Genomic DNA, 23,324 nt, shown 5'->3' on the forward strand with positions numbered 1-23,324 from the left:
CAATGAGGGCGATAATATATAAACTTTTCGGGAACGTTACCGCAAAGAGGTGATTTTGTTACTTCTATCACGTTCAATTGTGTTACTTACAGAAAAATCATTAACCAGCGCACATTTGAATTAATTGTTAGCGCTAGAGGAAGTAGTTTGAAGGTGACAGGCTACAAAGAAGGGGTTTAGTGTTCATTTGAGAGAATAGTGCTCACTCGCTTCCCTATGCTACTTGATGGTAACTCATCTCTATTTGTTGATGAAAAGTAGCAGCTAAGGTTGAACGTAACTAGGAGCGAAGCGGATCTCGATACCTCATTTCAAACAACTTGAAAGGCAGTTAAGACGAGATAAACACCCTTCACCTTCTGTGAATAGCGCTTTGTTATTCTAATTCAAGCTAACGAAACTCATTTTTGGACAAAAATGAGTTTCGGAAAAGCAAACATTAGCAAACCATAAATAACTACATGTATGACAAAGTGAAAAGGCCCACTGTTAGGTTAGATGAACGTGGGCTAAGGTTGTACAGGTTAAGGCATGGAAAATCGGCAGTTTCAATGACTAAGGTGTATTATCCGTGAATGGTTTGTCTGAGACCTCACCTCTGCCTTCATAAAGAACAACCACAGTTGAGTTCTTATGCTTGCTATACGGTGCTACTTGAACCCATCCATTAGGGTCTGCTCCCTCTCTGACCGTGCAGTCATCGTTTATTTCTGGAGTACAGCCGTAAGCGTACAAAAGTAAGACCCTATCATTATTTACAAGAAGCTTCATGACTGGGTTTGCATGATGGTTCTTGTAGTAATGGTTCATTGTTTCAATTTTTTTCTTGGCAAGCTCACTATCTATCGCATCATCAATTCGAAACCATTTAGTGTCATAATTCTCATCGAAATTACCCCATTCGGGCTTCCAACGCTTTTGCCACTTTTCACGGGATGAGCCGCCACCAACTCCATTTTCCCATTTACCTTTTATGGATCTAGGGATACCAATGCCAATGCTTGCGCTAGCACAACAGCCCTGAACGCTCCCATACGCAAAGCTTGCACCTCCACCATATATATCACTGACCCACATATCACGAATAAAATGAGGACCACTTAAAGACCCTGCATTGCCAATGCTCGCAACTGAAACTGGCTTACTCTCAAAGCAACCATTAAGTAAAAAGCACATGCTTACAGCAATTAAAAATCTATACTTCATTATCAAATACCACTCGCTTGAGTTGGTTTCCTTCTTTCGTTACCGCGTTAACAAGATTGTCCATAGCAGTCTCACACCCCGCGTTGATTAGAGCATCATGAGGCCGATGTATCCATTCCTTTCCATACTGGCTAATCTCATCCTGCCAATGTGTTGGTGCAACGCTTCCTAACGGTTGAGCTAATAGCTTTTCGTTCAACGTTTTTAAAGCCACATCATTTCCTGTCAATTGACTAAAATCTTGTTGATAGGCGAGCTTTTCGTCATCCCAATTAACACCTGCAACCTCTGCCTGCTGTTTCATTCTTTCTAATGGCAAAGCCGAAAGAGCATTGCTAATAGGCTGTAACTCGTAATAATAAAGGATGCCATTCACCAGTGTCACAACACCATATAAACCCTTAGTTCTGCATTCCAAATTCCAAGCATCTTGAGCTTGCTTGTGTAGGCGCTCACTGTATGCGGCGGCTCCATAAACATTCTGTTGTGCTTGTATATCTTCCCTTATGGATTCTGTTTTTATTAACTCACGATTATAAGTTGCAGACAGAGGCATGCCATACCTTTCAGGTAAACCTTGCTTTGCATACTGCTCTTTTGAAGGATAACCGCCACCAATGTCTGTGTGACAGCCAGCAAACATCTCCTCATAAAAGTTAGAAGGTAGAATGCCATCGCTAGGTAGCAGTGACGTTAGAGGGAAGTTTTTTCTGTATTCGTGATGGGCGCTTATCTGTAATACACGCTCAGCACAACTAGTATCAAGTCCTAGTTCAAAATTGCCTTCATCGTTGTTTCCTGCTAGATAGAACGAGCCTACGGTATCGAACAGCCCAACAAAGCGAACACTACAGGTACGTGTCTCGTCAGGATAATAACCATGTTTAAGCTGGCTACTGATATCATTTTGGTGTGCTAATAAGTTTGGGAAAACTTCACCGAATGACTCTCCATCACGCGGCTTATTATAATCAGGTAACCCATCTTTAACGGCATTAACAAAGTGACGAGCTAAAGCCGCTCCGCGACTAAAACCAAATACATCGAACTCAATATGTGTTATAGCTTGGTATTTTTGCTGGCGGATCAAATCAGTGATAATTCCATAAAATTGTTTTGTCCAATTTTGCCACTTATAAAATGCCCCAGTATCGTCAGCGACAAGGTTATAAGCCCTATCAATGAACGTCCATGTTTTCTCTAAATTATTGGGGCTGACACCAAACGCCTGAGCTAGATCGACCTCATCTTTTCCTTCATCTATCAAGGCTGGGGTTTGCCACGCTCCATCCACAGTCCCGACCCCTGCAACATAAATTTTATTGGTATCATCATCTAATGGGTAAATTTCAAATAGCCGTGCCACATTAGTGCGTGATTTTACTCCACGTGTTTCTTTGTAGAGATCATTCAGATGGTTTTGCCCAGTTCCATCAAAGAACACCCCAATCCGTAGTACTTTTTCATCGACTTTTTTTACATTGAGGACTGGTGTTGTCTGAGAAACACCTTGAAGCTCAAAGATGTGTTTCATTGACGGAGAAAGCAGTGGCTGATTGTACTTCCCCCATGTATTACCTAATACATAGCTCTCGCCAACTTTTATCTCCGTTAACGGTGAGGGAGATTCTTTGGTTTCTTGAGCTTCATCGACAACATCCGATTTTTCAACAATAAGAACATCGCCAGCTCTTAAAGCCATCGGATCTTGTTCGAATGATGGGTTTAATTTGAGGAGTTCTTTCGGGCTAAGGTCGTAATACCCTGCAATGTCACTCCAACTTTCATGCTGTCCATTATCCTTCATATTCACTTTATGGGTTTGAATTTCTTTGGCAGCGGTATCGTTAATATCAGAAGGTGTTTCTCTTGGTAGAAGAGGCTGTTGTAAAGAAGAAACAAGAAGAGCCGTATCAATCAGTGTCGCATTTTCGTCGAGCCAAGCCATACTCACTTCGCTCAGTTGTTCGTTGGTCAACTTAGCACGGGAATAGAGTATGTGTTGTTTCCCTGGTTCTTTTCCTTCAATTTTCACTGGAACCAGTAGAGAATTAAAAATCTGATTGCTTGCGAGGGTATTAGATATGCCATCAGATGAAGATTGAGTAATACGCCAACCCCACTTGCCGTCACCTAGTATATCGAATTCATACAACAACTTACCTTCGTAGAAGTAGTAATAGAAGCCATGCAAAGACCAACCTAACTTAGACTCGCTCTCTAGAGATGGCAACAAGGGGATAAACTCAGCATTAAAGTATTCAGAGCCGATCGGTCTTGGCGTAACGTCAAAGGATGTGCTGATGCCAAAATTCTGATGAAACTCATGAATCAGCTTTTTTGATTCTTCGACATGGCACTCTCCTGTGAACACGGTATACCTTGCCGAGTCTAACGCCTCTTCAGAGTGCCAGCGTTTAATGCTCTCCTCATTATCAGATTTACTAAGAGAGAAGACACCTAATTTCAGACTAGAGAGATCGGATTTTGGTGCATAGATCTTAATACGGCACTCAAACCCTGCTACAGGCTCAGGTTCGAGCGCTGGGGTTGGAGTTGGGGGAGCGAGAGGGGTATCCTCCTGAACTGGGGCATATCCAGCACTTGTTAACCGTTTCGGCTTAGGGAATTCTATTGGCATATCATATACTTTTATTTCAAAAGTACATTTTACCAACAGTGCATAGATCACACAGTAAGCAAGTGAATTGTTTTGCTATGCAATATGCTTGATTTCTTAGGTATTTTAACTAAAAAGACAAGCTCTGTGCACATTTACAGAATGTTTGATGGTCTTTAATCCCTAAATAGCCCTGGTACAAAGACGATATCAATTCAAAACCACCTTTTAATGAAAAATCTTTGCCTCTTCACATTAGCAATATTTGTGCAAAACTCGGCTAACTATGACCGTAGGCTTTTTGACGACACCAATAAAGGGGCAAAGGTGTGTTTCAGTTCTTAAATGGGGAAGTGTTTTCCTCATATTCCTCAACCAATACAGCTAGCCTTTCAAGTTTACAAATTAGTCTTATATTTGCTTTATCGAAAGGCATTGAGGTTACTTACCTTGGCGCGAGATTTTTTAAAGTGCTCAATACCGTGTTGTATGCGACATTCAACACTTGTACTGTTTCCCTAACGCCAGAGCTATTCATTGACATATCAACAATTTTTTCTTTTACATCTGGCTTGCGGGCTTCGTAAACTTAATCAAGTTAAAGCTCTTTCGACACTCGATACATCTGGAGCGAGGAAAGCCAGAATGCCCTTTTCCATGTTCACGAACGGGCTCTGGTTTTATTACAGAAACGACATTGAACTTGGATAGTAACCATGAGTTAAAAAACATCAGAAATCAGGTGGCTATATTAACATCTATCAACCGATTTGAGTTGTGACCAATGAAAGGATAGTTAGGTTTTTATTGCGTAAATTATCGGTAAGATGAGGTCATATAACAGGCAATATGCCAGGTGTGTAGAATTATTCTATTTTAGGGATTTTGCTCTAAGTCTAAATGAATCTTTGCATTTCAATTTCAATAAAGCTTGGTTATTGATCATGTTTCTGAGTATGCGAATTATTATCAGTTATGCATATAATTGCTCATTGTCTAGTTTGACTTGTGTAACGTCACTTCAGCACGTACTACGCTGATTGTCTGTGTTTTCGTGTTGACAGTTTGGTACTAGGTAAAAATCAACAAGACTATGATTTCAAGGAACATTTTATGTTAAAGAAACTACTAAGTTGTTGTATCACCTCCGCGCTCTGTTTTCATTCTTCTCTCGCTTTTTCGCAATCCAATGAGATTGTGGACAGTACAGAGTTACAACAAGCTCCGGACATATTACCAGCCACATTAATGCTCGCACCGGACGAGATCGCCATTGCAGATCGCTACATAGTGGTATTTCAACAACCGCAAATGATGGCGAGCAACTCAACGGAATTCGAGCAATTCACGCAACAATCCGTAGACCGCATGTCTGGTTTGTATTCGGTAAAAGTGGAGTCGGTCTTTGACCACTCGATCAGTGGATTTGTCGCTAACTTGAGTCCTGATCAACTAAAAGATCTGCGTTCTGATCCTCGTGTGGACTACATTGAGCAAGACAGAATCCTATCGCTTGACCCAATAGTCTCGGCAGACGCAAATCAAACCAATGCCATTTGGGGACTAGACCGAATCGACCAACGAAACTTGCCACTCGATAACAACTACAGTGCCAACTTTGATGGGACTGGGGTAACGGCTTATGTTATAGATACTGGTGTGAATAACGCGCATGTTGAGTTCGGTGGTCGCTCAGTTTCAGGGTATGACTTTGTCGATAACGATGCAGATGCAAGTGACTGTAATGGACACGGCACACACGTAGCGGGCACCATTGGCGGCAGCTTGTATGGTGTTGCGAAAAACGTCAACCTTGTCGGCGTGAGAGTATTGAGCTGTACCGGATCGGGTTCTACTTCTGGTGTTATTGCCGGTGTGGACTGGGTGGCTGCGAACGCTTCCGGACCTTCAGTCGCCAACATGAGTTTAGGCGGCGGTCAATCCGTCGCTCTGGATAGTGCGGTGCAAAGTGCGGTTCAGTCAGGTGTCAGCTTTATGCTAGCAGCAGGTAACTCCAACGCCGATGCGTGTAACTATTCTCCAGCACGCGTTGCTTCCGGAGTAACTGTCGGATCGACCACTAGCACGGATGCACGTTCGAGTTTTTCAAACTGGGGCAGTTGTGTGGATGTATTTGCGCCAGGTTCACAAATCAAATCTGCATGGTATGACGGTGGCTACAAAACCATTAGTGGCACTTCGATGGCGACGCCACATGTGGCGGGTGTAGCAGCATTGTATCTTCAAGAAAACAGTTCACTGTCTCCAAGCCAAGTAGAGGCCTTGATCGTTAGCCGCGCAACTAGCGGAAAAGTGACGGACACAAGAGGCAGCGTGAACAAGCTACTTTATAGCTTAACGGATGCAGATTGTGGCCAAGACTGCGGTGGCCCAGACCCAACACCGGACCCAGAAGGCAAATTAACCTCGGGCGTGCCAGTAAGTGGTTTAAGTGGTTCAACTGGTCAAGTAGCGTATTACTATGTTGATGTAGAAGCTGGGCAGCGTTTAACCGTACAAATGTATGGTGGAAGTGGTGATGCGGATTTGTATCTCCGTTTTGGAGCAAAACCAGCACTGAATGCATGGGACTGCCGACCTTTCAAATACGGTAACAATGAAACATGTACGGTCAGTGCGACACAAAGTGGACGTTATCACGTCATGATTCAAGGTTACTCAAACTATAGCGGTGTCAGCATTCAAGCGAGCTACTAGTTATTCTTCTCGTTACTAAAAGAGAGCAAAGCCCGCTTTTCGGTGGGCTTTTCTTTTGGGAATACTGTGCTTTAGGGAATGCAGTGTTTAAGAGGAGACGCCCGACGCTATTCAAACGTATTGGCCTTTTGCTTCAAAAACTCAACTCGAAGCGAAATCGAAGCTTTCTATTAGTAGTACTCACATAAGTCGGGTTCCTCAAACAAAAACGCCCTTCAGATAAGTAAAAGGCGTTTTTATTTTGGGTTTTGATTAACGAGCTATAATACCAACCCACCGTCAATCTTGAGCACTTGGCCTGTGATGTAGGCGCTCTTGTCTGAGGTTAGGAAAGAGACGCCATTGGCAATATCTTGAACTGAGCCCATGCGCCCTAATGGGGTTTTGCCTTCCATCATTTGAATGACTTTCTCTGGCAGGTTCTTGGTCATGTCGGTGGCGATAAAGCCTGGCGCGACACAGTTGACGCGTATCTGTGCACCCTTTCTTGAAAGTTCTTTCGCCCAGCCTTTGCTCATTGAGATGACGCCGCCTTTACTTGCGCCGTAGTTGCTCTGGCCGATATTACCATCCGTTCCCACTATAGAAGAAATGCTAACAATACTGCCTGTGCCCTGCTCTAGCATGACAGGAGCAACACGTTGGGTGAGTAAGAACACCGCTTTTAGGTTCACGTCGATCACGCTGTCCCAGTCTTGCTCTAACATATCTGGCAACAATGCATCTCGAGTGATGCCCGCGTTGTTAACCAGAGCATCGATTCTTCCGTGCTGCTCTACAACACTTTCTACTACTTCACTTACGGCTTCGGCATCACACAAGTTGACTTGATAACTGCTTAGCTGCGCCGACTGACTCCATTCCACGGGCGATATGTCTAGCCCGATTACGTGGAATCCATCCTCCAGTAATTGTTCACAAATCGCTTGGCCAATACCACGAGCCGCACCAGTGACTACTGCTACTTTTTCCGGTTTCATCTTGGTCTTCCTTAAATGTTGAGATTACAAATTCGCTTGTATCCCTAGCGTTTTTGTTTTTATGCCTAGTCGCGTTACAGCTGCGCTTCTCATACGCAGGGTCTTTTATATCTTATAAAAACTATAGAAACAGTCTGGGAGTCGGATGTGAACTAATCAAGGCAACTTGATGACTATGGCAAGATCAACGTAAGAAAGTGTGTTGGAAGGCGCAAAGTTACACGATTGGAGGGCTTGGATAGAAAAGTATTGGTCTGATTAATCAAATACTACTTCATCAGACCAATATTACTTGTCTCTTAATCTCTTACAAAAGCTGGTTTTGTTATTTTCACCAGAAAAGGCTGAAGCAAGAGATTAAACAACATGCCAGCAATAAACAGGGTGATCACAATACTCGCACCACTCGGTAAGTCATAGCGAGCCGATGCGGCAATACCCGATAAGATCCCAACAATACCAATGCTGATACTGGCGACAAAGAATCGAGTTCCCTTCAATGCTGCCGCACATAAAGCTGGAATCACCAACAAAGCAAATTCTAAATAAATGCCGGTTAACTTGACCGTAATGGGCATCAGAATAGCAAAGATCAGATAAAAACCACTACCGCGCATAAACGCAGGTTTTAACCAAACCAATAGCAACATCGCAGCGGTAATGAGTGCCAAAGGCCAGACGTCTGCCCAAGTCGCCCATAACAGTTGCCCATTAAGAATGCCTTGAATAAAGTCTCCGCCGTGTGGGTCTTTGCTCACCAGCAGGATTGCCAGCGATGCAGACACGACAAACAAGCTGCCAATCATGGGCTCTAAATGCTGCTGGTATCGTTTCTCCATAAGGGCGATCAAACCGCAAAGCATCAAAGACATCACCCAAGGGCCAATCATTTCGCCAAAGAATGAGCCTGAGAACAGCGCGTATTGGCTCAACCAGTAGTGGCTAAGTGCTGCCCCCAATGCCGCGACTTGCGCCACCGCCAAATCTATAAAGATGATCTGACGATTAAGAACTTGTTGCCCCAGAACGATGTTGCCAACTAACGCAATTAAACCACACAAAACCGCAGGTAAAAGCCATGCATAATCAGCCATGGCTTAGATCTTCACAGGAACGGGCGGCACTAACACATCCAGTAAATCATCAATGACCTGATCGTACATCTCATCCAAGTTTTCACCCTCAGAAACGGTCAATGGCAGTTGAATCACAGGTTTGTCAGTATGATCTTGCAACCAGTTCGCTGGACGCTGATCCTGATGAGAGGAGTAAACAATCGCATCAAAACTGTCAGCATCTAACTTGGTAAGTGATTGCAGGTGAGATGTGGTCGGTGAAATGCCCGGTTTAGGTTCGAGATCGGCAATCTGCTTCATTCCGAGCCAATCGTACAAATAACGATACGTCGCGTGATAACCGACAACTTGCTTACCCTTTAAAGCAGCCCCTTTCTCATTCCATTCTTTAAGCTTTTTACGCCAATGGGCACGAAACTTCATACCATTCACTTGGTAACTTTGTGCGTTGTCGGGATCAATCGCTTTTAGGCGCTCCGTGACTTTACGAGATAATGGAATCATGTCATTTGCCGCAAATTGAACATGTGGGTTACCGTGAGCGTGTATATCTCCCATGCTACGGTCAACGTGAGCGTGAGTATCTAACATACGCACGAAGTCCGTCGCGTAGATCATGCTCGGCGCACCATTTTGCACCGCCGCATTGCTGCTACGAACTTGCAGCATAGGTAACCACCCCACCTCTAGTTCTGCGCCCGAACACATTGCCATGTCCGCTTGGCGCATCTTCGCAATCAAAGAAGGACGAGCTTGTACGTAATGTGGGTCTTGCTTAGCCGTTGTCGCTGAATAAATACTGGCATCTGGCGCGTGGCTTTCAAGAAAGGCTTTCCATTCTGGCTCACAAACGAAAATGTTGAGAGCCAAAGCAGGCGAAGAGATGATGGCAGCCCCCGCCGCCATCATCGCTAAACTGCATTTATTTAATGTCAGCTTAGAACGCATGTGCACCGTGCGCTCCAAATGTCATCACATATTGCAGAGTGAACACGTTGTCTGTCTCGCTGTCTTGGTTATCAATGCGAGTGTATTGCGCACGGATAGTACCGAAATGAGAAGAATCCCATGCGATCATCGCATCCATTTCTTTATCATTCAGCTCAGTGAAATGCATGTGGTCGCCGTGTGCATGACCATCGTAGCTTTCTGCTTCGCCGTAACGTAGACCTGCTGACCAGCTTGGGTTGAAGCGATAAACACCCGAAACATAGTAAGCGCTTAAGTTGTCTGGTGACTCTGCATCGTTTTTATATTTGCTGTCTACCACACCGTCTAGCAGCATGTATTCAGCCGATAGCGTGAAGTTGCTGTATTTGTAATTACCGTCTGGTGCCCATTTCCAAACAAAATCAGCCCCGCAAAGGTTCGCACCTGTCACTGCTGCGCCATGATGGTGATCGTGATCATGCTCTTCTTCATGACCGTGGTCGTGATCTTCGAACTCTTTAACCTTGCCGTTTTCGTTGCGCAGGTAACTTAAACCAAACTGCCAACTTGAAGATTCGGAGAAGTCATTCCCAAGCTTCAGCGTCGTGGTGTACACGCCAACTTCAGAACCATCTTCGACAGAAGACATTTTGCTACCACTAAGCGCTTCTACACCAAATTTTACGTAAAGGTCGGTTGGCAACACGATGTTTGCACGTACACCATCATCGTAGTAGTGCGAGCCAAGGAAAGTACGATAAGCAATTGGACGCTCGACAAAGCTATCGGTGTGCATGTGTTGGTTATTCAGATAACCAAAGTCAGATAGGAATCGGCCAGCGCGCACATTTACACCATATGGCAATGCCAAAGTTTCGATGAATGCCTCTTCAAGCTCTAATTCTGTCTCATCACCGTGACTTTCAAGAATCGCGGTCAATGCGCCGTAAAACTTGTCGTCGATATTCGATGAGAAGTTTAATTCCGTATGGCCTAGACCAAAGCCTTCTTCGCGCTCAGAATTATGACGTTGGCCATCTTGGTAGTAGCCATCAACAACAACACCAATCTGTGGGTTCGATAGTGTGTCGGCAAAAACAGGGGATGCAAAAATGCTACCGATCACGAGAGACACCAATTTCTTATTCACTACTTTTTCCTTTTTGTTATGTTATAACATTTAATTTTGCGATGTTATAATATAACAATTATCATTACACAAGCAGAAATTTAAATTAGGTTCCGATTTCATGTTCGTACTCAATCCATGAATTAGGCTATCAACAAATGAATCAATTGATGTTTTTTAAACGTATACTAATGAGAATTAGTAATTAAATAAGTAACGGAATTTCAATATGTTGAATATGGATTTTTCAAAAAGAATCGTGATAGATACTGCTCAACAGGAATGGATCGCCAGCCCTTCCAAAGGTGTGTGGCGCAAACCTTTGGAACGAGAAGCCAAAGAATCAGGGCATACCACCAGCGTCGTTAAATACGAGCCAAATTCGCAGTTTTCGACTCATCCTCACCCTCAAGGAGAAGAAATATTGGTGCTCGAGGGAGTATTCTCTGACGAATACGGTGACTACCCTGCCGGCACTTACCTTCGTAACCCTCCAGGAAGTCAACACGCACCATTTAGCAAAGAAGGCTGTGTGATTTTAGTTAAACTAAATCAGTTCGAATCTGAGGATCTTGAAACAGTTCGCATTAATACAAACCAAGCGAGCTGGCAGAGTGGTGTCGGTGGGTTGCAAGTCATGCCTCTGCATCATTTTGAGCACGAACATGTCGCGTTGGTTAAATGGCCAAAAGGTGAGAAATTTCAACCACACCGTCACTTTGGTGGTGAAGAAATTTTCGTATTGTCAGGCGAGTTTAGAGACGAGCTAGGTACCTATCCCGCTCTCTCTTGGATCCGAAGCCCACATATGAGCGAGCATTTTCCTTTTGTAGAGCAAGAAACGATCATTTGGGTAAAAACTGGTCACCTGCCGCTCCAAGCTCCTGCTCAGCACTCCTAATGTTTGCACACTTGGCATCGTCCATTGGAACTAAAATCGGCCCGCAATTTACGAGCCGATGATCATTTCGTCACTAAGAACCCATTATTCGCGAGTGGAGCCAGTCTTTGAGCTCAGCCCGGTTATGTTTTAACACGTTCATTTCGTGATCATCAATCGGGCTTCCTTGAAGTTCTAGTACGCGGATTTCCTTATCTAAAGCATTGTAGTTTTTAACGGTTTCAGCAAATGATGCATCGTTTTCGGTAAGCTGAGTAATGGTATCCAAATGTTCTGGGAATTCATGAGTTAATGAGTGATTTTCACCTAACATAGAGACCTCTTGGCTATTATTTGAGTACAAAACAGTGCCTAATTTTTGAGCACCACATGTATAACCGTAGCATCTAATGAGACGTTAATTCGTCGCACCGTCCACAAAAAGAACAACAAAGTTATTTTCAATTTTTCCTAGAAAGTGTTTTCTTTTTAGTCTCAATAGTCGAATGCAAAAGATGCCACTATGATCGTTCTATAATAACCCTCAACAATGAGAGCGATCATGCGAAAGACAATTCTAGTTACTGGATCTACTGACGGTATTGGTTTAGAAACCGCGAAAATGTTAATTAACCGTGAACAACACGTAATAATCCACGGCCGGAATATAGAGAAAATTCAACAAGTTGAGCAAAGTTTGAGGGAGATGAAAAGTGGTAAAGTTGAAAGCCTTGTTGCTGATTTATCCTCTCCCAATGCGGTAAAACAGATAGTGATGGAGATAACAGAACGGTTCAATCGTTTAGACGTCATCATTAACAATGCTGGTGTGTACGCAACACCAAATCCAAGAACTAAAGAGGGTCTTGATGTACGCTTCGCAGTCAACACCATTGCTCCCTACTTACTCACTAGAGAGCTATTGCCGTTGCTCGGTGATACGGGTCGTGTGGTTAATTTGTCTTCAGCTGCACAAACAACAGTAAACACTAGCGCTTTAGTCGGTAATAAACCATTGTCAGATGGCGAAGCATATGCCCAAAGCAAATTGGCATTAACGATGTGGTCACGAGCAATCGGACTAAAGCTTAAGAACACTGGCCCTATGTTGGTATCAGTAAACCCAAAATCATTCCTAGGTAGTAAGATGGTTAAAGATGCTTATGGGGTTGCTGGTGGTGATATCCGCTTAGGAGCAGATATTCTAACTCGCGCTGCGCTATCAGAAGAGTTTGCTCAAGCGCATGGTATGTACTTCGATAATGACATTGAAGCATTCGCGCCCCCACACCCTGATGCATTAGATCAAAGCAAAACACAGCAGATAATTGATAGTATTGAATTAATCCTAAGCAAACTCTATTAATAACAATTAAGAATTATCTTGAGGTTCGTTTTTTATTCGGACCTTAAAAACAATGTATTCGATAAGTGAAACTTGTTATCACTTTTCCGCAAACTCCCAATAAGGTGGCGTGCCATAGTATTCAGCAAAGTAATCAATAAAGGCACGCACCTTAGGCGCAATTAAACGAGAGCTTGGGTACACAGCCCAAATCCCAGCATCCATCGCTAAAGGGTGATCTTCGAGTACTTCCACTAGCTGACCACTTTGTAATTCTTGATAAACACTCCAAACCGAGTTGATAGAAATACCTAACCCGTTTACCGTCGCGTCTCTCATCGCATCACCATTATCAGTTTTAAAACGACCAGAAGTTCTTACATTGAGCATTCCATCTTTTGTATTGAATGACCAATTATTCATTCCAACTAAGTTAATACATTCATGATTCGTCAAGTCTTGGGGCTTGTTAGGTCTCCCAAATTGTTCAATATAATCTGGTGATGCAACGATAATACGACGATCTGGCGCAAGCTTTCTTGCGACCAATGAAGAATCTTTCAACTCAGCGACACGAATGGCGACATCAAAACCTCCCTCAACCAGATCAATAATGGAATCAGAAAATCGGCAGTCCACGGTTAACCCTGGGTAACGCGCCATAAAACCTTTCAATGCGGGCACAATATGTAAGCGACCAAAAGTTGCAGAGGCGGTTATACGTAATACTCCCGTTGGCGCACTCTGCCCTGATCCAACAGCTCCCCTTGCTGCCTCCACTGTTGCAAGGACCTCCTCCGCGTGAGGTAAAAAAGCCTGCCCTTCTTCAGTTAAGGAAACTTTGCGTGTGGTGCGATGAACTAAACGAACTCCTAAGCTGTCCTCAAGTTTGTTGATGTGCGCACTAGCGACAGCAGGAGAAAGTCCAAGCTCCTGACCAGCCATGCTGATGTTGTGTGTCGAAGCCAAACGGACAAATAGCTTTACATGATCGATGTTCATTTAATTTTCAATTATTTGTAAAAAATCACCATATAGAGCTTAGCATTCTCTTCCTTACGGATAGTAAATAAATACTCCAGTTAGAAAAAACTGATGGGCAGATAGAAGTCCAGCTCAAACGCCTCATCATGGCTAAGGAAATGGTTTTTATGATAGTGAACATAAGCGGGAGTAGAACGCTGCTTAAAGCCTGAATTCGGCAACCACTTCTCTAACACCATACTCAATTGAGGAAGAAGCTCTCCATATACGCCTGTTAAGCGAAAAACAGCATGCAAACCACCCGGAATCGTCATTTGATTCACGACACCGCGTACTTTAAGCGGCTTATCAATCGCCATACAAGCCACATAGCGACACTTATCGAGCTCGACCCAAGCGGGGTTGGAGTGATGCAAACCGTATTGAACCGAAAAGTCCCGATTCTCAGAGCTTGCCCACGCCTTCAAAATCAGCCACGCATTGCGAATGGAACGGCTATAACCCTCATGCCGCACATAAGCCGCAAAGCGTTGTGGAACCTCCATAATTTTAGGTTCTGGCAACTCGCGTTTAGCAACCCGATGATAACCCGCAGCCACTTCCGGATCTTTTAGATACGGCTTTTCTGCGACTTGTAAATCATGTTTTCGCCACGCGCCAGGAGACATAGCGAACGTTGCTTTAAACGCTCGGCTAAAAGAAGATACCGAGCTAAAGCCGCACTTGTTAGCAATGTCTAACACCGATGAGCTGGCATCAAACATCAGTTGATTGGCGGCGTATTCCATTCTTGTGCGACGGATATATTGATGGACAGACTCCCCTACCACATCTTTAAAAATACGATGGAAGTGCTGTTCAGAATAGGCTGCTACATCTGCTAGCTCTTTAGCCGATAAATCTCTGCTAATGTCTTGGTGAATGTAAAACAGCACGTCATTGATTCTGGAAACTTGTTGATGCCTCACGGAGTAAACTTTCGCTTAAATAGCATAAATGGACATGTTTAACAGCATAAATGGACACACCAAGCTTGGCAATTTACCTATACTATTTCTGACATAAAAAAAGACATTTACGAGAAGCACAGCACATGGAAATCGCACAGTCATTACAACAAACTAAGTCATCCTACATCCGAGAGATCCTCGCAGCAGCGAGCGATAAGAACGTCATTTCTCTTGCAGGTGGCTTGCCGGACGAAAAAAACTTCCCGATCGACTTAATGAAACCGACGCTAGAAAACCTCGCGAATATGCCAGAGGTGTTTCAATATGGCGCAACAGCAGGCTACGCACCGCTACTTAATTTTTTGACCGATTATTACCAGCTGCCAGAATCTCATTTGGCTATGATCACAACGGGCTCTCAGCAAGGGCTAGATTTGATTGCGCGTGCGTACGTAAATCCGGGCGATAAAGTGGTGATGGAAGCACCGAGCTACCTTGGTGCTATGCAAGTATTCGGTCTAGTGCAAGCCAACATCGTGACCGTTTCACAAACCGAGTGTGGCCCAAACCTTGAAGAACTCGAACAATGCTTTGCCACGCAGCAACCAAAAATGTTCTACGCCGTACCCGATTTTCACAACCCAACGGGCGTATGCTGGGCGCTAGAGACTCGCCAAAAAGTTGCCGAGCTTTGTATCCAATACGACGTTGCATTCATTGAAGACGCACCATACCGTGAGCTGCGTTTTTCTGGTGAAGCACTACCGCTAGTTTCAGATTTCTGCCCGCAACACTCCATCGTATTGCGCTCTTTCTCCAAAATAGCTTCACCAGGCTTGCGTATTGGTGTAGTTACGGGCAAAAGCAGCTACCTTGAGCCACTTATCAAAATTAAACAAGGTGCCGATCTGCACTCTAGTATTCCTATGCAAGCTTTGCTGCATGGTCTACTGCAACATGACAACTTCGAAACGCACATTTCAACCATCTGTGCTCTTTACAAATCACGTTACGATGTCATGTTTGCTGAACTGCAAAAACAGCTGCCAGAAAGTTGCGTACTCAAACCCGTCGATGGTGGTATGTTCGTTTGGGTCGAGATTCCAGAATGCGACACCTTCGAACTAGCGAAAAACCTTCTCGCAAACTGGGTTGTTGTAGTGCCGAGCCCGGTCTTTTATCCAGAAGGTTCAAAGGTAAAAGCCGCTCTGCGTCTTAACTTTACCAATGCTACACCAGAAGAACTGACGACAGCTGTCTCTCGACTCGCGGATGTCCTCAACACGTTGTAATTGAACGCGAGTGTAAGAACCTGCCTTTGAGATTCAAAAAAAGTCTCAAAGGCAGCATCAAAAAAGTTCCCCAAAAAAATTTATATTTTTCCTTCAAATCAACTCTCTACAGTAAGTGCCTGTTTTCTCTTGAACCTCTCACTCATATAAAAATGAGAACTCAATCACGTATTTGATGGTTAGAAAAGTTACGTCTATCTTTCAGTCAAAGACATCAACTTCGCAGCGTTAATGCTCTCAATTTCAGACACTTTATCAATCGTGGCTTAGCGGTTGATAAACGACTAAAAAAGCATCTGTGGGCATACCCACTACGAAGGGTTGACCAGAACCATTCTGAATGTCGCGAGCCAATCTTTTGATTGGCAATTACGTCAGTGAATCGCACCAAATGACAGAGGGGTTATCAGGATGAATACTCGAACCACGACAGGACTCGTCACCATCGGCTGGTCCGTTACACTTTCACTTTTTACCGCATTCGCCGTGTATGCCAATACGTCGCCAAACTGTAGTGACGTATTAGCGGGCAACACAACCGCCGCATCGCAAAAAATGATGGTTTTATTGGGCGAAGACATCACCAAATCCAACCGTATAACTACGGTGATTCCTGCCGAAAACAATCCATTTGTGACCGAAGAACTGGTTTCGGTTTCTAACGACGTATCGCCAAACGGTCGTCTTTCACAAAAGAGTTTGGAAGAGATTCGGAAAGTCCGCTCAAATCTAGAGAAAGCAGCACAGGAAGTAAGCCGATTACAAGGCACTTTTGAAGTGGCTTTCATCAGTTTGATTGATGGTTACTGCCAATTTTCTAATCATAAACGTACTCAACATGCCAAAATCGACTTTGACCATTTGGAAGGCCTCACTTTGTATTCAATCCCCGCTTTAATAGCAATGGTCGATCAGTCGTACTACATGGCAAAGAATCGAATCGCTAATGAGCAGAAACAGTTAAGCGACATTGAAAAAGAGAAACAGAGGCAGAAACAGCAAGCAACTGCGGCAGCAGCCGCTCGTTACCAAGACAGTAACGTACTTGTAAGAGTCGAGAACTTTGATGGCGCTAATGTGACATTTTCCGTTACTAACATTGGTTCACAAGGATCATTGCAACCAAATTTCAACTCGTTTAATGCATATCGCACAGAAAGTGGAGAATTAATCTACAAGTCAGAATCTTTACTACACCTGGCGGATACTGCCGGTAACACACTTGAAACAATGGGTATCGCTGAGCTCTCATCACAAGGTGGAAGTGACATATCGATCTCTCCTGGAGAAACCCGAAAATTCGTTACTAGCATTGCTTCAGAAGTCGCGCCACATACGCAGTTGAGCTTAGAGTTTCCAGCCAAAGTGCTTAATACTGAGCGAGACTTTACATTGTCGTTTTCTGATACATCAGCGGTGGCGACAGCAAACGTCAATTAACGCAAGGTAGCCAGTATTTGTAGAGCGCATCAAAGACAGGCGAGCAGCGCCTGTCTTTCAATTATGATCAAGCCAATAGCAACTGTTTGCAGTTGTAAGCATTTGCAAACATCGTCACTGACGTAGAAAAGCTCAACGGTTGATATAAGTACAAGGTATCTGCGCCTAAATCTGCCGCCTTGATGCGCATTTGGTTTAGCGTCCCCCAAACCATGTCTTTATCGGCGTGAAGCCAATAGTCGTAAAAGTGTCCTTCTGAGCCGATCACGGTACCCATTAGTTCACAATTTTCAATCGCATTCACATTGTCCCAAAGCACCTGTACTTGCTCAGATTCTTGAGTTGGGAACGTCACACATCCCGTTAATGATGCCGCTAACGCGAGAGTCATCACTCGCTTTTTCATACTTATTATCGCCAAAATTTTTCATAGATGGCAGATTTTATGAATGGCTGATGTGATGACTAGCAAAAACTTTTTATCGCGTGTTCAAGCAGAATTAATGGACAACGGAAAAGATCCAAAAGGTGATCATGCAGCTAGCGAGCAAAAGCCTAATCACTCAGACCTAGCAATAAAGCTGTATCTGAGATACAACAGTAACGATTAAATAGCCGCGAGGGATAGAGTTTGGTTGCTAAAAATAAGCTAATTCGCTACACAGCTACGGAAGTCGCTGATGTATTTGACAAAGAAGATGAGCTCATTAAACAAGTTCAGTCCAACCAACTCTCGCAAGTGCTATTGCTTTGGCAAGTAAAAAACCCAACGCTCGTACTTCCCGCGGGTAAGAAATGGCCAGTGTCTAATGAGTTAGAACATGCGTTAAACATGTCGGGCTGGAAACTCTTCTCCCGTAAAACCGGTGGTGCCCCAGTCCCTCAGGTGCCAGGTATTATCAATCTATCTCACATTTACCACTGGCCAGAAGGCGAGCCTTACAACATCAAAAAAGCGTATCTCGATTTATGTGCGATATTAACGGTTTTCTTTAAACAGCTCGGCGTGAAAGTGGATGTTCATGCTACGCCTTATTCCTACTGCGATGGCGAGTACAACCTCAACATTGGCGGGCAAAAAGTCGTGGGAACCGCGCAGCGTGTTTTACTTAAAAAAGGCGGCGGACAAGTGGTATTGTCACAAGCATGCATTCTGATTGATGCCGACGTCGAGAAGATTGTCGAACCAGTACGAATGTGTAATCAGCTTTGCGGTCACAGCGATGATATTCGTGGTGATGTCCACACACCGCTCTTCCATCATATATCCGACCGTCCGTCGGTAGATTCACTCTTTCAGCAATTAACTAGCGCGTTTTTAATGCATGCAAAAGCGGAGTAAAAATCAGTGTAAACAAAAAGGGAGCAAAAGCTCCTTTTTTGTTTAACGATATTAAAAGCGAACTTCGACTTCTACGCCTTCAATCCAACGGCTTTTTTCTAGAGCTTCATCAAAACTCAGCGTCACCTTCAAATACGCAGGTTGACCTTCGAATGGGCTTTGCAGTTCAGAAGGCAATTTGTTCACAACCTCAACTGGCTTCGATACCGTCGCTCTAAACTTTCGACCATCAGGAAATACAACTTTCGCTTTAGTATCCATCTTACTGTATTGGAGATATTTAGGGTTTAAGAAAGCGGTTATCTCCGGCGTAACATTGCGAGCGATCGTAAGTAAGGGAGTATTTTCAGAGACATTTTGCCCTTCGTGTACATGAACATCGAGCACGCGCCCTTTCATAGGAGAACGAAAAGTTAAATTTTCTTGTTGCGCGCGTTTGACTACCAACTCACGCATTAATGATCGATACTCTTGTGTCACTGGACCAGCCAACTCTAACTCTTCCAAGTTACGCATCGCATCCACATAAGCAATTTTCTGACTGCTTAACTGATTGCTCAGTGAGTTATTCACACTCACAATAGCCGCGTAATCCACCTCAGACACCTGCCCTTTCTTTCTGTAAACGTCGTATTTTTTCTGAATATCACGGACCTTCTTCAAGCCTTCGGCTGAGCTTTCAATAGCACTTTTGTATAGCTCATCAGTACTCTGAACCTGATTTTTTGACAATTTAATCAACTCTTCTTTTATAAAATCAATCTCCTTGTTCAACGCATTATCTTTTAACAACAGCAGCGCTTGATCCTGAGTCACTTCCGTACCGACATTCACAGGCACTGGCCCAACAATGGCAGAGCGAGTTGCCGTCACCGTAAGTGGATGTGACGTGATAATGGCGGGTGCCGTCACTAATACTTGCGTTCTAAACAAGTAATAAGCCATAAAGAAAAGCGGACTGATTACAATCGCTAAAATCAAGTACCAACGGAGACGATAACCGCCACGCTTTGCCTGTCCGTAGACGACTTTCATCCCGTTCTCAGACTGCGGTTTATTTTTCTTATCTAAGTGAAAGTTAACTTTCATACTAAAACTTTTTACCTCGCTTCAATACCCACCAAGGTGCCATACTCGACTCTTCATGACTTCTCCTCACAACTTCATTAACCATTGAGAAAGCGGTAATCAAACGCATGAAAAACTGGTAGAAAGGGTAAAGAAATAACCATTTCGCTGACTTCAAATCCTCTTTTTTTCTCTCTGATACAAGCCCAATGTAGACAACAAAAATCAGAGCTGATAAGAAGAGGTAGACAAAATAGAGCATTAGCATCAACGCCAATACAAATTTAAGTGGATAGACAATCACCATGTACACGCTAAATATCACCACAAGCAGCGGCAATAAAACGTTTTGAATCACGCCATAAGCCAAAGTGAATAAGAAGTTTCCCCAACCAAGTAACCGTGGAGACAACCCTTCATTGTGTTTACGCAAAAACAAAAACAATAAATCGCCATCCCAACGCAACCGCTGCAATACCAAACCTTTCAACGTATCTGGTACATCAGTATGGCCGATGGAGTGCGTCGAAAAGGCCAATTTATTATCAGGGTAACGACGTTTGTATTGCTTCAAGCGCATGGTTAAGTCGAGATCTTCTGCGGTATGCGTATCCCAGCCCCCCACTTGCTTAAGCAGGTTCTTCCGAAACGCTCCGAAGGCGCCAGAAATGTTATTGAGCACTCCCCACGTCGCCATCCCCGTTTTACCGGCTTGCATCGACAGCATGTACTCCAAGGATTGCATTTTGGTCAACAAGTTGGCGTTATGGTTGCGAACTCTTAACGCACCACCGCTCGCAATCACATTTTTATCCGCAAACTGTTTCATCATGGTGAAGACCATGTCGTTATCGAATGACGTATCTCCATCCACGTTAATGACGATTTCACCACTAGCCATTGATAAGCCGGCATTCAGTGTTGAGACCCTGCCTCCTCGTTGCCATTTTGGCAACACGCGCACTTTACGATTACGAACGCCTGCATGCCTTTTCTCACCATTTAACGCGGCTTGATAGGTATCTTGGTTTTGTACCGCCCCATCAACCACAGCAAGTACTTCAATATGACCTGGGTAAACTTGCTCAACTAACGTATCGATAGTGATCCCAATCGCATCACCTTCACCATAACAAGTAATAACGAAACTCACTGAAGGAAACCGCTTTAATTCTGGGTCTTCTTGCGCATATGACCAACGAAATATCCCTGTTAGCACCAGCAAATATAGAGGTAGCTCGATAATGATCATGACGGGAAACAGCAATAGCCATAACTCTTCGTTGTGAAGTAGCATACCTCGAAGATAGTCGAGCAGAACGAGACTATCATGCAGCATAAATCTCACCCATCAGCGATTCCATCCAAGCAGAAACACTGTCTTCGATGATCGGATCGGGCAGGTCCCAAGCAAAGACATCCAACTCAAACTCTTCGTCTTCAACAAGCTCACCCAGATCCGATAATTTTTGCTGTAAAATGGACAGGCTCGCGTTGGTCGTATTTGGCATTAGGACAAGCAACACATCCTGTTTGTACTGACAACAGATATCGGTATCTCTAAACAAGCCGCTAAGACGACGCGTCAGTTGATCCATCAATGAGAATAATTTTGCATCGCCATATTGCTTACCGTATTCATCAATCGTCGGTAAATGCAGTCCAAGTAGAAGGTGCTGTTCTTTGTGTCTCAACGCGACTTTATTTAACCATGCAAGCAAATTTTGGAAAAAGCTGACTTCCACTTTGCCTTTGATCGAGAGCTCAGGAGCTTGAATGGACTTGCCGTGTTGGAAAATGTATTCACCCACTTCACCAAGTCGATATTGGTAAATTTTCCGGACAACAAGCTCTTCGACTTTGATCTTTGAGTCACAACTTAAACATTGACTGATCGTCGCAGCTTCGACAAATAAACTGGAGCAACTATTACAAACGTGGTTTTCAAGCGGGCGATCATAATCAACGCCGATATGGCGCAGCTGGGTCAAACATTTAGGGCACTCAAGCTTTCCACGGCGCTGAAAGCTGTGTTGTTCACCAACATGGCCACAAGTGAAACAGTGCAAAGAGCTTTGAGAATCGATATCGATGCTGCTGCAATCCGGGCACACCTCTACATAATTCAAGTGTCCGCTGTTGCAATGAGAACAAACACGAATTCTATCGATAAGTACTTCCGCTTCTAATACTCCGCGACCTTGCTCTGAGAGTACGTATCGATAAGTCGAATAAATATCAGGAAAGAACATATCGATAATTGGATACGAATAAACCGACATAGACTCTAAGCTTTTTAAAGCAGTCACTCTTCGCTGACGATTGACCCCAAGCCAACCAATCAAAGGGTCTAACACTTCCGGTTCATCAATGGCATCGAGCTTATTTTGAATAGATCGCCAAATTTTTATTGATTCTCTAACTTCAAATACACCGTCGGTAACGCATCGAGAATAAGGGGTTTCCACGGAGACATAAACCGCCCAAGACCAACGTCCTTTCTCCTGATAAAACGCTTTCAGCGCGGTATCTATTTGGTGTGAATCTTGATAAGCAATACACACCATGCCACCGAGTCCCGTTGCCACCTCATCAATATGATTAACCAAAACCATATCTTCAGCTAACTCACTGACAGGCTGTTCACCAACCCAGTAGAAATTGTTATTTATTGACGACATTTTATTAGTTCTCACAACCACAAAATTAATTCATAACATCAGAAATATAGAACTTGCAGTAACAAGGCACTCTAGGTAGACAAACCTTGCCACCGTTAAATACAACAATAGAACAAATATTTAGAGAGCTTTAACTCAGGCAGTAAAAGCAGAAAGATCTCTGAATAAAGTGTGAAGGAGTCTGTGAGTAGAGAAATCGGACAGCAAAGCGCATAGTACAACCTTTTGTTAGCAAGCTGGGATAATAGTGCGATTTGATGCAGAATTAGATCCTTGCATTCACATCAAGCTCATTGGTTTATATCAGTCGATTCCTTTCTGCTCAGCATTTAACCATACCGTCATGTATCAAATCTGAGACTTGGTAATACTTTACCAACTAATTTCCATTAAAATTGAGTGGCAAAACACTGAATAACATTCAATCATTCTGATTATTTATCAAATAAGTATTTTTAAGCCGTTTGAGTGATTAATAATCACCATTTTTCTCGCTGTTTTTTCCGAAAGAACACGTAACACATTCAAACTACAGAATGAATCTACGTCACTTTTCTATGCTCTTTTTTGTCCAAAAAAGAAATGAGATCCAGTTCAAATATTTATCCATGACGGAATTAGTTGAAGCCTGCGCGTAAAAGCCTCAGAATGTCGCACTTTTCGTACCGATTTGTTTTCGGCGC

General features: G+C 43.7%; 19 protein-coding genes and 1 pseudogene. 6 read left to right on the top strand and 14 right to left on the bottom strand.

Annotated features, from left to right (window positions below; translation table 11 throughout):
- Nucleotides 1–555: 555 nt before the first annotated feature.
- The 3 genes and pseudogenes from R7P36_RS05130 to R7P36_RS05140 all read right to left on the bottom strand — a co-directional run.
- A complete protein-coding gene (locus tag R7P36_RS05130; protein WP_213899216.1) occupies nt 556–1,206 on the bottom strand; it encodes a hypothetical protein in 651 nt (216 codons plus the stop codon).
- On the bottom strand, nt 1,196–3,847 hold the full coding sequence (locus tag R7P36_RS05135; protein ID WP_318122038.1) for a phospholipase effector Tle1 domain-containing protein: 2,652 nt from the start codon (nt 3,845–3,847) through the stop codon (nt 1,196–1,198). Before R7P36_RS05135 ends, R7P36_RS05130 begins: the two co-directional genes overlap by 11 nt.
- A 427-nt stretch (nt 3,848–4,274) precedes the next feature.
- Nucleotides 4,275–4,544 (bottom strand): annotated as a pseudogene (locus R7P36_RS05140) (transposase); the annotation flags it as partial.
- A 395-nt stretch (nt 4,545–4,939) separates the two neighbouring features.
- On the opposite strand from R7P36_RS05140, the gene R7P36_RS05145 reads away from it, so the two are divergent.
- A complete protein-coding gene (locus R7P36_RS05145; RefSeq protein ID WP_318099368.1) occupies nt 4,940–6,544 on the top strand; it encodes a S8 family peptidase in 1,605 nt (534 codons plus the stop codon).
- Nucleotides 6,545–6,804: 260 nt separating this feature from the next.
- Here R7P36_RS05145 and fabG read toward each other — a convergent pair whose 3' ends face one another.
- The 4 genes from fabG to R7P36_RS05165 all read right to left on the bottom strand — a co-directional run bounded on the left by fabG (nt 6,805) and on the right by R7P36_RS05165 (nt 10,680).
- Nucleotides 6,805–7,524 carry a 3-oxoacyl-ACP reductase FabG gene (gene fabG, locus R7P36_RS05150; RefSeq protein ID WP_017633598.1) on the bottom strand — a complete coding sequence of 240 codons (720 nt, stop codon included), beginning with the start codon at nt 7,522–7,524 and terminating at the stop codon, nt 6,805–6,807.
- 299 nt (nt 7,525–7,823) lie between these two features.
- The gene (locus tag R7P36_RS05155; protein ID WP_005373725.1) at nt 7,824–8,618 is read right to left on the bottom strand and encodes a metal ABC transporter permease; all 795 of its coding nucleotides are present in this window, start codon (nt 8,616–8,618) and stop codon (nt 7,824–7,826) included.
- Nucleotides 8,619–8,621: 3 nt separating this feature from the next.
- Complete coding sequence (locus R7P36_RS05160; RefSeq protein WP_213899218.1) at nt 8,622–9,548, bottom strand: metal ABC transporter solute-binding protein, Zn/Mn family; 927 nt, start codon at nt 9,546–9,548, stop codon at nt 8,622–8,624.
- Entirely contained in the window at nt 9,538–10,680 is a 1,143-nt protein-coding gene (locus R7P36_RS05165; protein ID WP_318122039.1) for a hypothetical protein, read from the bottom strand. The genes R7P36_RS05160 and R7P36_RS05165 overlap by 11 nt, the downstream gene beginning before the upstream one ends.
- Before the next feature lie 208 nt (nt 10,681–10,888).
- Between R7P36_RS05165 and R7P36_RS05170 the strand changes: the two genes are divergently transcribed.
- Nucleotides 10,889–11,560 (top strand): cupin domain-containing protein, encoded by a 672-nt coding sequence (locus R7P36_RS05170; RefSeq protein WP_130546406.1) that lies wholly within the window; start codon nt 10,889–10,891, stop codon nt 11,558–11,560.
- 73 nt (nt 11,561–11,633) lie between these two features.
- Here the strand turns inward: R7P36_RS05170 and R7P36_RS05175 are convergent, their stop codons facing one another.
- Nucleotides 11,634–11,873: a YdcH family protein gene (locus R7P36_RS05175; protein ID WP_005373737.1), complete on the bottom strand. Its 240-nt coding sequence runs from the start codon at nt 11,871–11,873 to the stop codon at nt 11,634–11,636.
- Nucleotides 11,874–12,101: 228 nt separating this feature from the next.
- Between R7P36_RS05175 and R7P36_RS05180 the strand changes: the two genes are divergently transcribed.
- A complete protein-coding gene (locus R7P36_RS05180) occupies nt 12,102–12,905 on the top strand; it encodes an SDR family NAD(P)-dependent oxidoreductase (RefSeq protein WP_170896902.1) in 804 nt (267 codons plus the stop codon).
- Nucleotides 12,906–12,983: 78 nt separating this feature from the next.
- Here R7P36_RS05180 and R7P36_RS05185 read toward each other — a convergent pair whose 3' ends face one another.
- Nucleotides 12,984–13,886: a LysR family transcriptional regulator gene (locus tag R7P36_RS05185; protein WP_318099367.1), complete on the bottom strand. Its 903-nt coding sequence runs from the start codon at nt 13,884–13,886 to the stop codon at nt 12,984–12,986.
- An 80-nt stretch (nt 13,887–13,966) separates the two neighbouring features.
- Nucleotides 13,967–14,836 (bottom strand): GyrI-like domain-containing protein, encoded by an 870-nt coding sequence (locus tag R7P36_RS05190; protein WP_258480002.1) that lies wholly within the window; start codon nt 14,834–14,836, stop codon nt 13,967–13,969.
- Nucleotides 14,837–14,961: 125 nt separating this feature from the next.
- Here R7P36_RS05190 and R7P36_RS05195 point away from each other — a divergent pair, with 125 nt between their 5' ends.
- Nucleotides 14,962–16,110, top strand: a complete 1,149-nt coding sequence (locus R7P36_RS05195; protein WP_318099366.1) for a PLP-dependent aminotransferase family protein — start codon at nt 14,962–14,964, stop codon at nt 16,108–16,110.
- A gap of 411 nt (nt 16,111–16,521) precedes the next feature.
- A complete protein-coding gene (locus tag R7P36_RS05200; RefSeq protein WP_054574562.1) occupies nt 16,522–17,550 on the top strand; it encodes a hypothetical protein in 1,029 nt (342 codons plus the stop codon).
- A gap of 67 nt (nt 17,551–17,617) precedes the next feature.
- Here R7P36_RS05200 and R7P36_RS05205 read toward each other — a convergent pair whose 3' ends face one another.
- Nucleotides 17,618–17,956: a DUF4156 domain-containing protein gene (locus tag R7P36_RS05205; RefSeq protein WP_318122040.1), complete on the bottom strand. Its 339-nt coding sequence runs from the start codon at nt 17,954–17,956 to the stop codon at nt 17,618–17,620.
- 225 nt (nt 17,957–18,181) lie between these two features.
- Between R7P36_RS05205 and R7P36_RS05210 the strand changes: the two genes are divergently transcribed.
- Complete coding sequence (locus R7P36_RS05210; RefSeq protein WP_318122041.1) at nt 18,182–18,892, top strand: lipoyl protein ligase domain-containing protein; 711 nt, start codon at nt 18,182–18,184, stop codon at nt 18,890–18,892.
- Nucleotides 18,893–18,943: 51 nt separating this feature from the next.
- Here R7P36_RS05210 and R7P36_RS05215 read toward each other — a convergent pair whose 3' ends face one another.
- From R7P36_RS05215 to R7P36_RS05225, 3 genes are read right to left on the bottom strand one after another with little or no spacing between them, the layout of a single operon-like run.
- The gene (locus tag R7P36_RS05215; protein ID WP_318122043.1) at nt 18,944–19,981 is read right to left on the bottom strand and encodes an HlyD family secretion protein; all 1,038 of its coding nucleotides are present in this window, start codon (nt 19,979–19,981) and stop codon (nt 18,944–18,946) included.
- A 1-nt stretch (nt 19,982) separates the two neighbouring features.
- Nucleotides 19,983–21,299 (bottom strand): glycosyltransferase, encoded by a 1,317-nt coding sequence (locus tag R7P36_RS05220; RefSeq protein ID WP_318122045.1) that lies wholly within the window; start codon nt 21,297–21,299, stop codon nt 19,983–19,985.
- On the bottom strand, nt 21,289–22,641 hold the full coding sequence (locus tag R7P36_RS05225) for a diguanylate cyclase domain-containing protein (RefSeq protein WP_318122046.1): 1,353 nt from the start codon (nt 22,639–22,641) through the stop codon (nt 21,289–21,291). Before R7P36_RS05225 ends, R7P36_RS05220 begins: the two co-directional genes overlap by 11 nt.
- Nucleotides 22,642–23,324 lie beyond the last annotated feature (683 nt).

Source organism: Vibrio sp. 397 (assembly GCF_033339395.1).
Taxonomy (GTDB): Bacteria; Pseudomonadota; Gammaproteobacteria; order Enterobacterales; family Vibrionaceae; genus Vibrio; species Vibrio alginolyticus.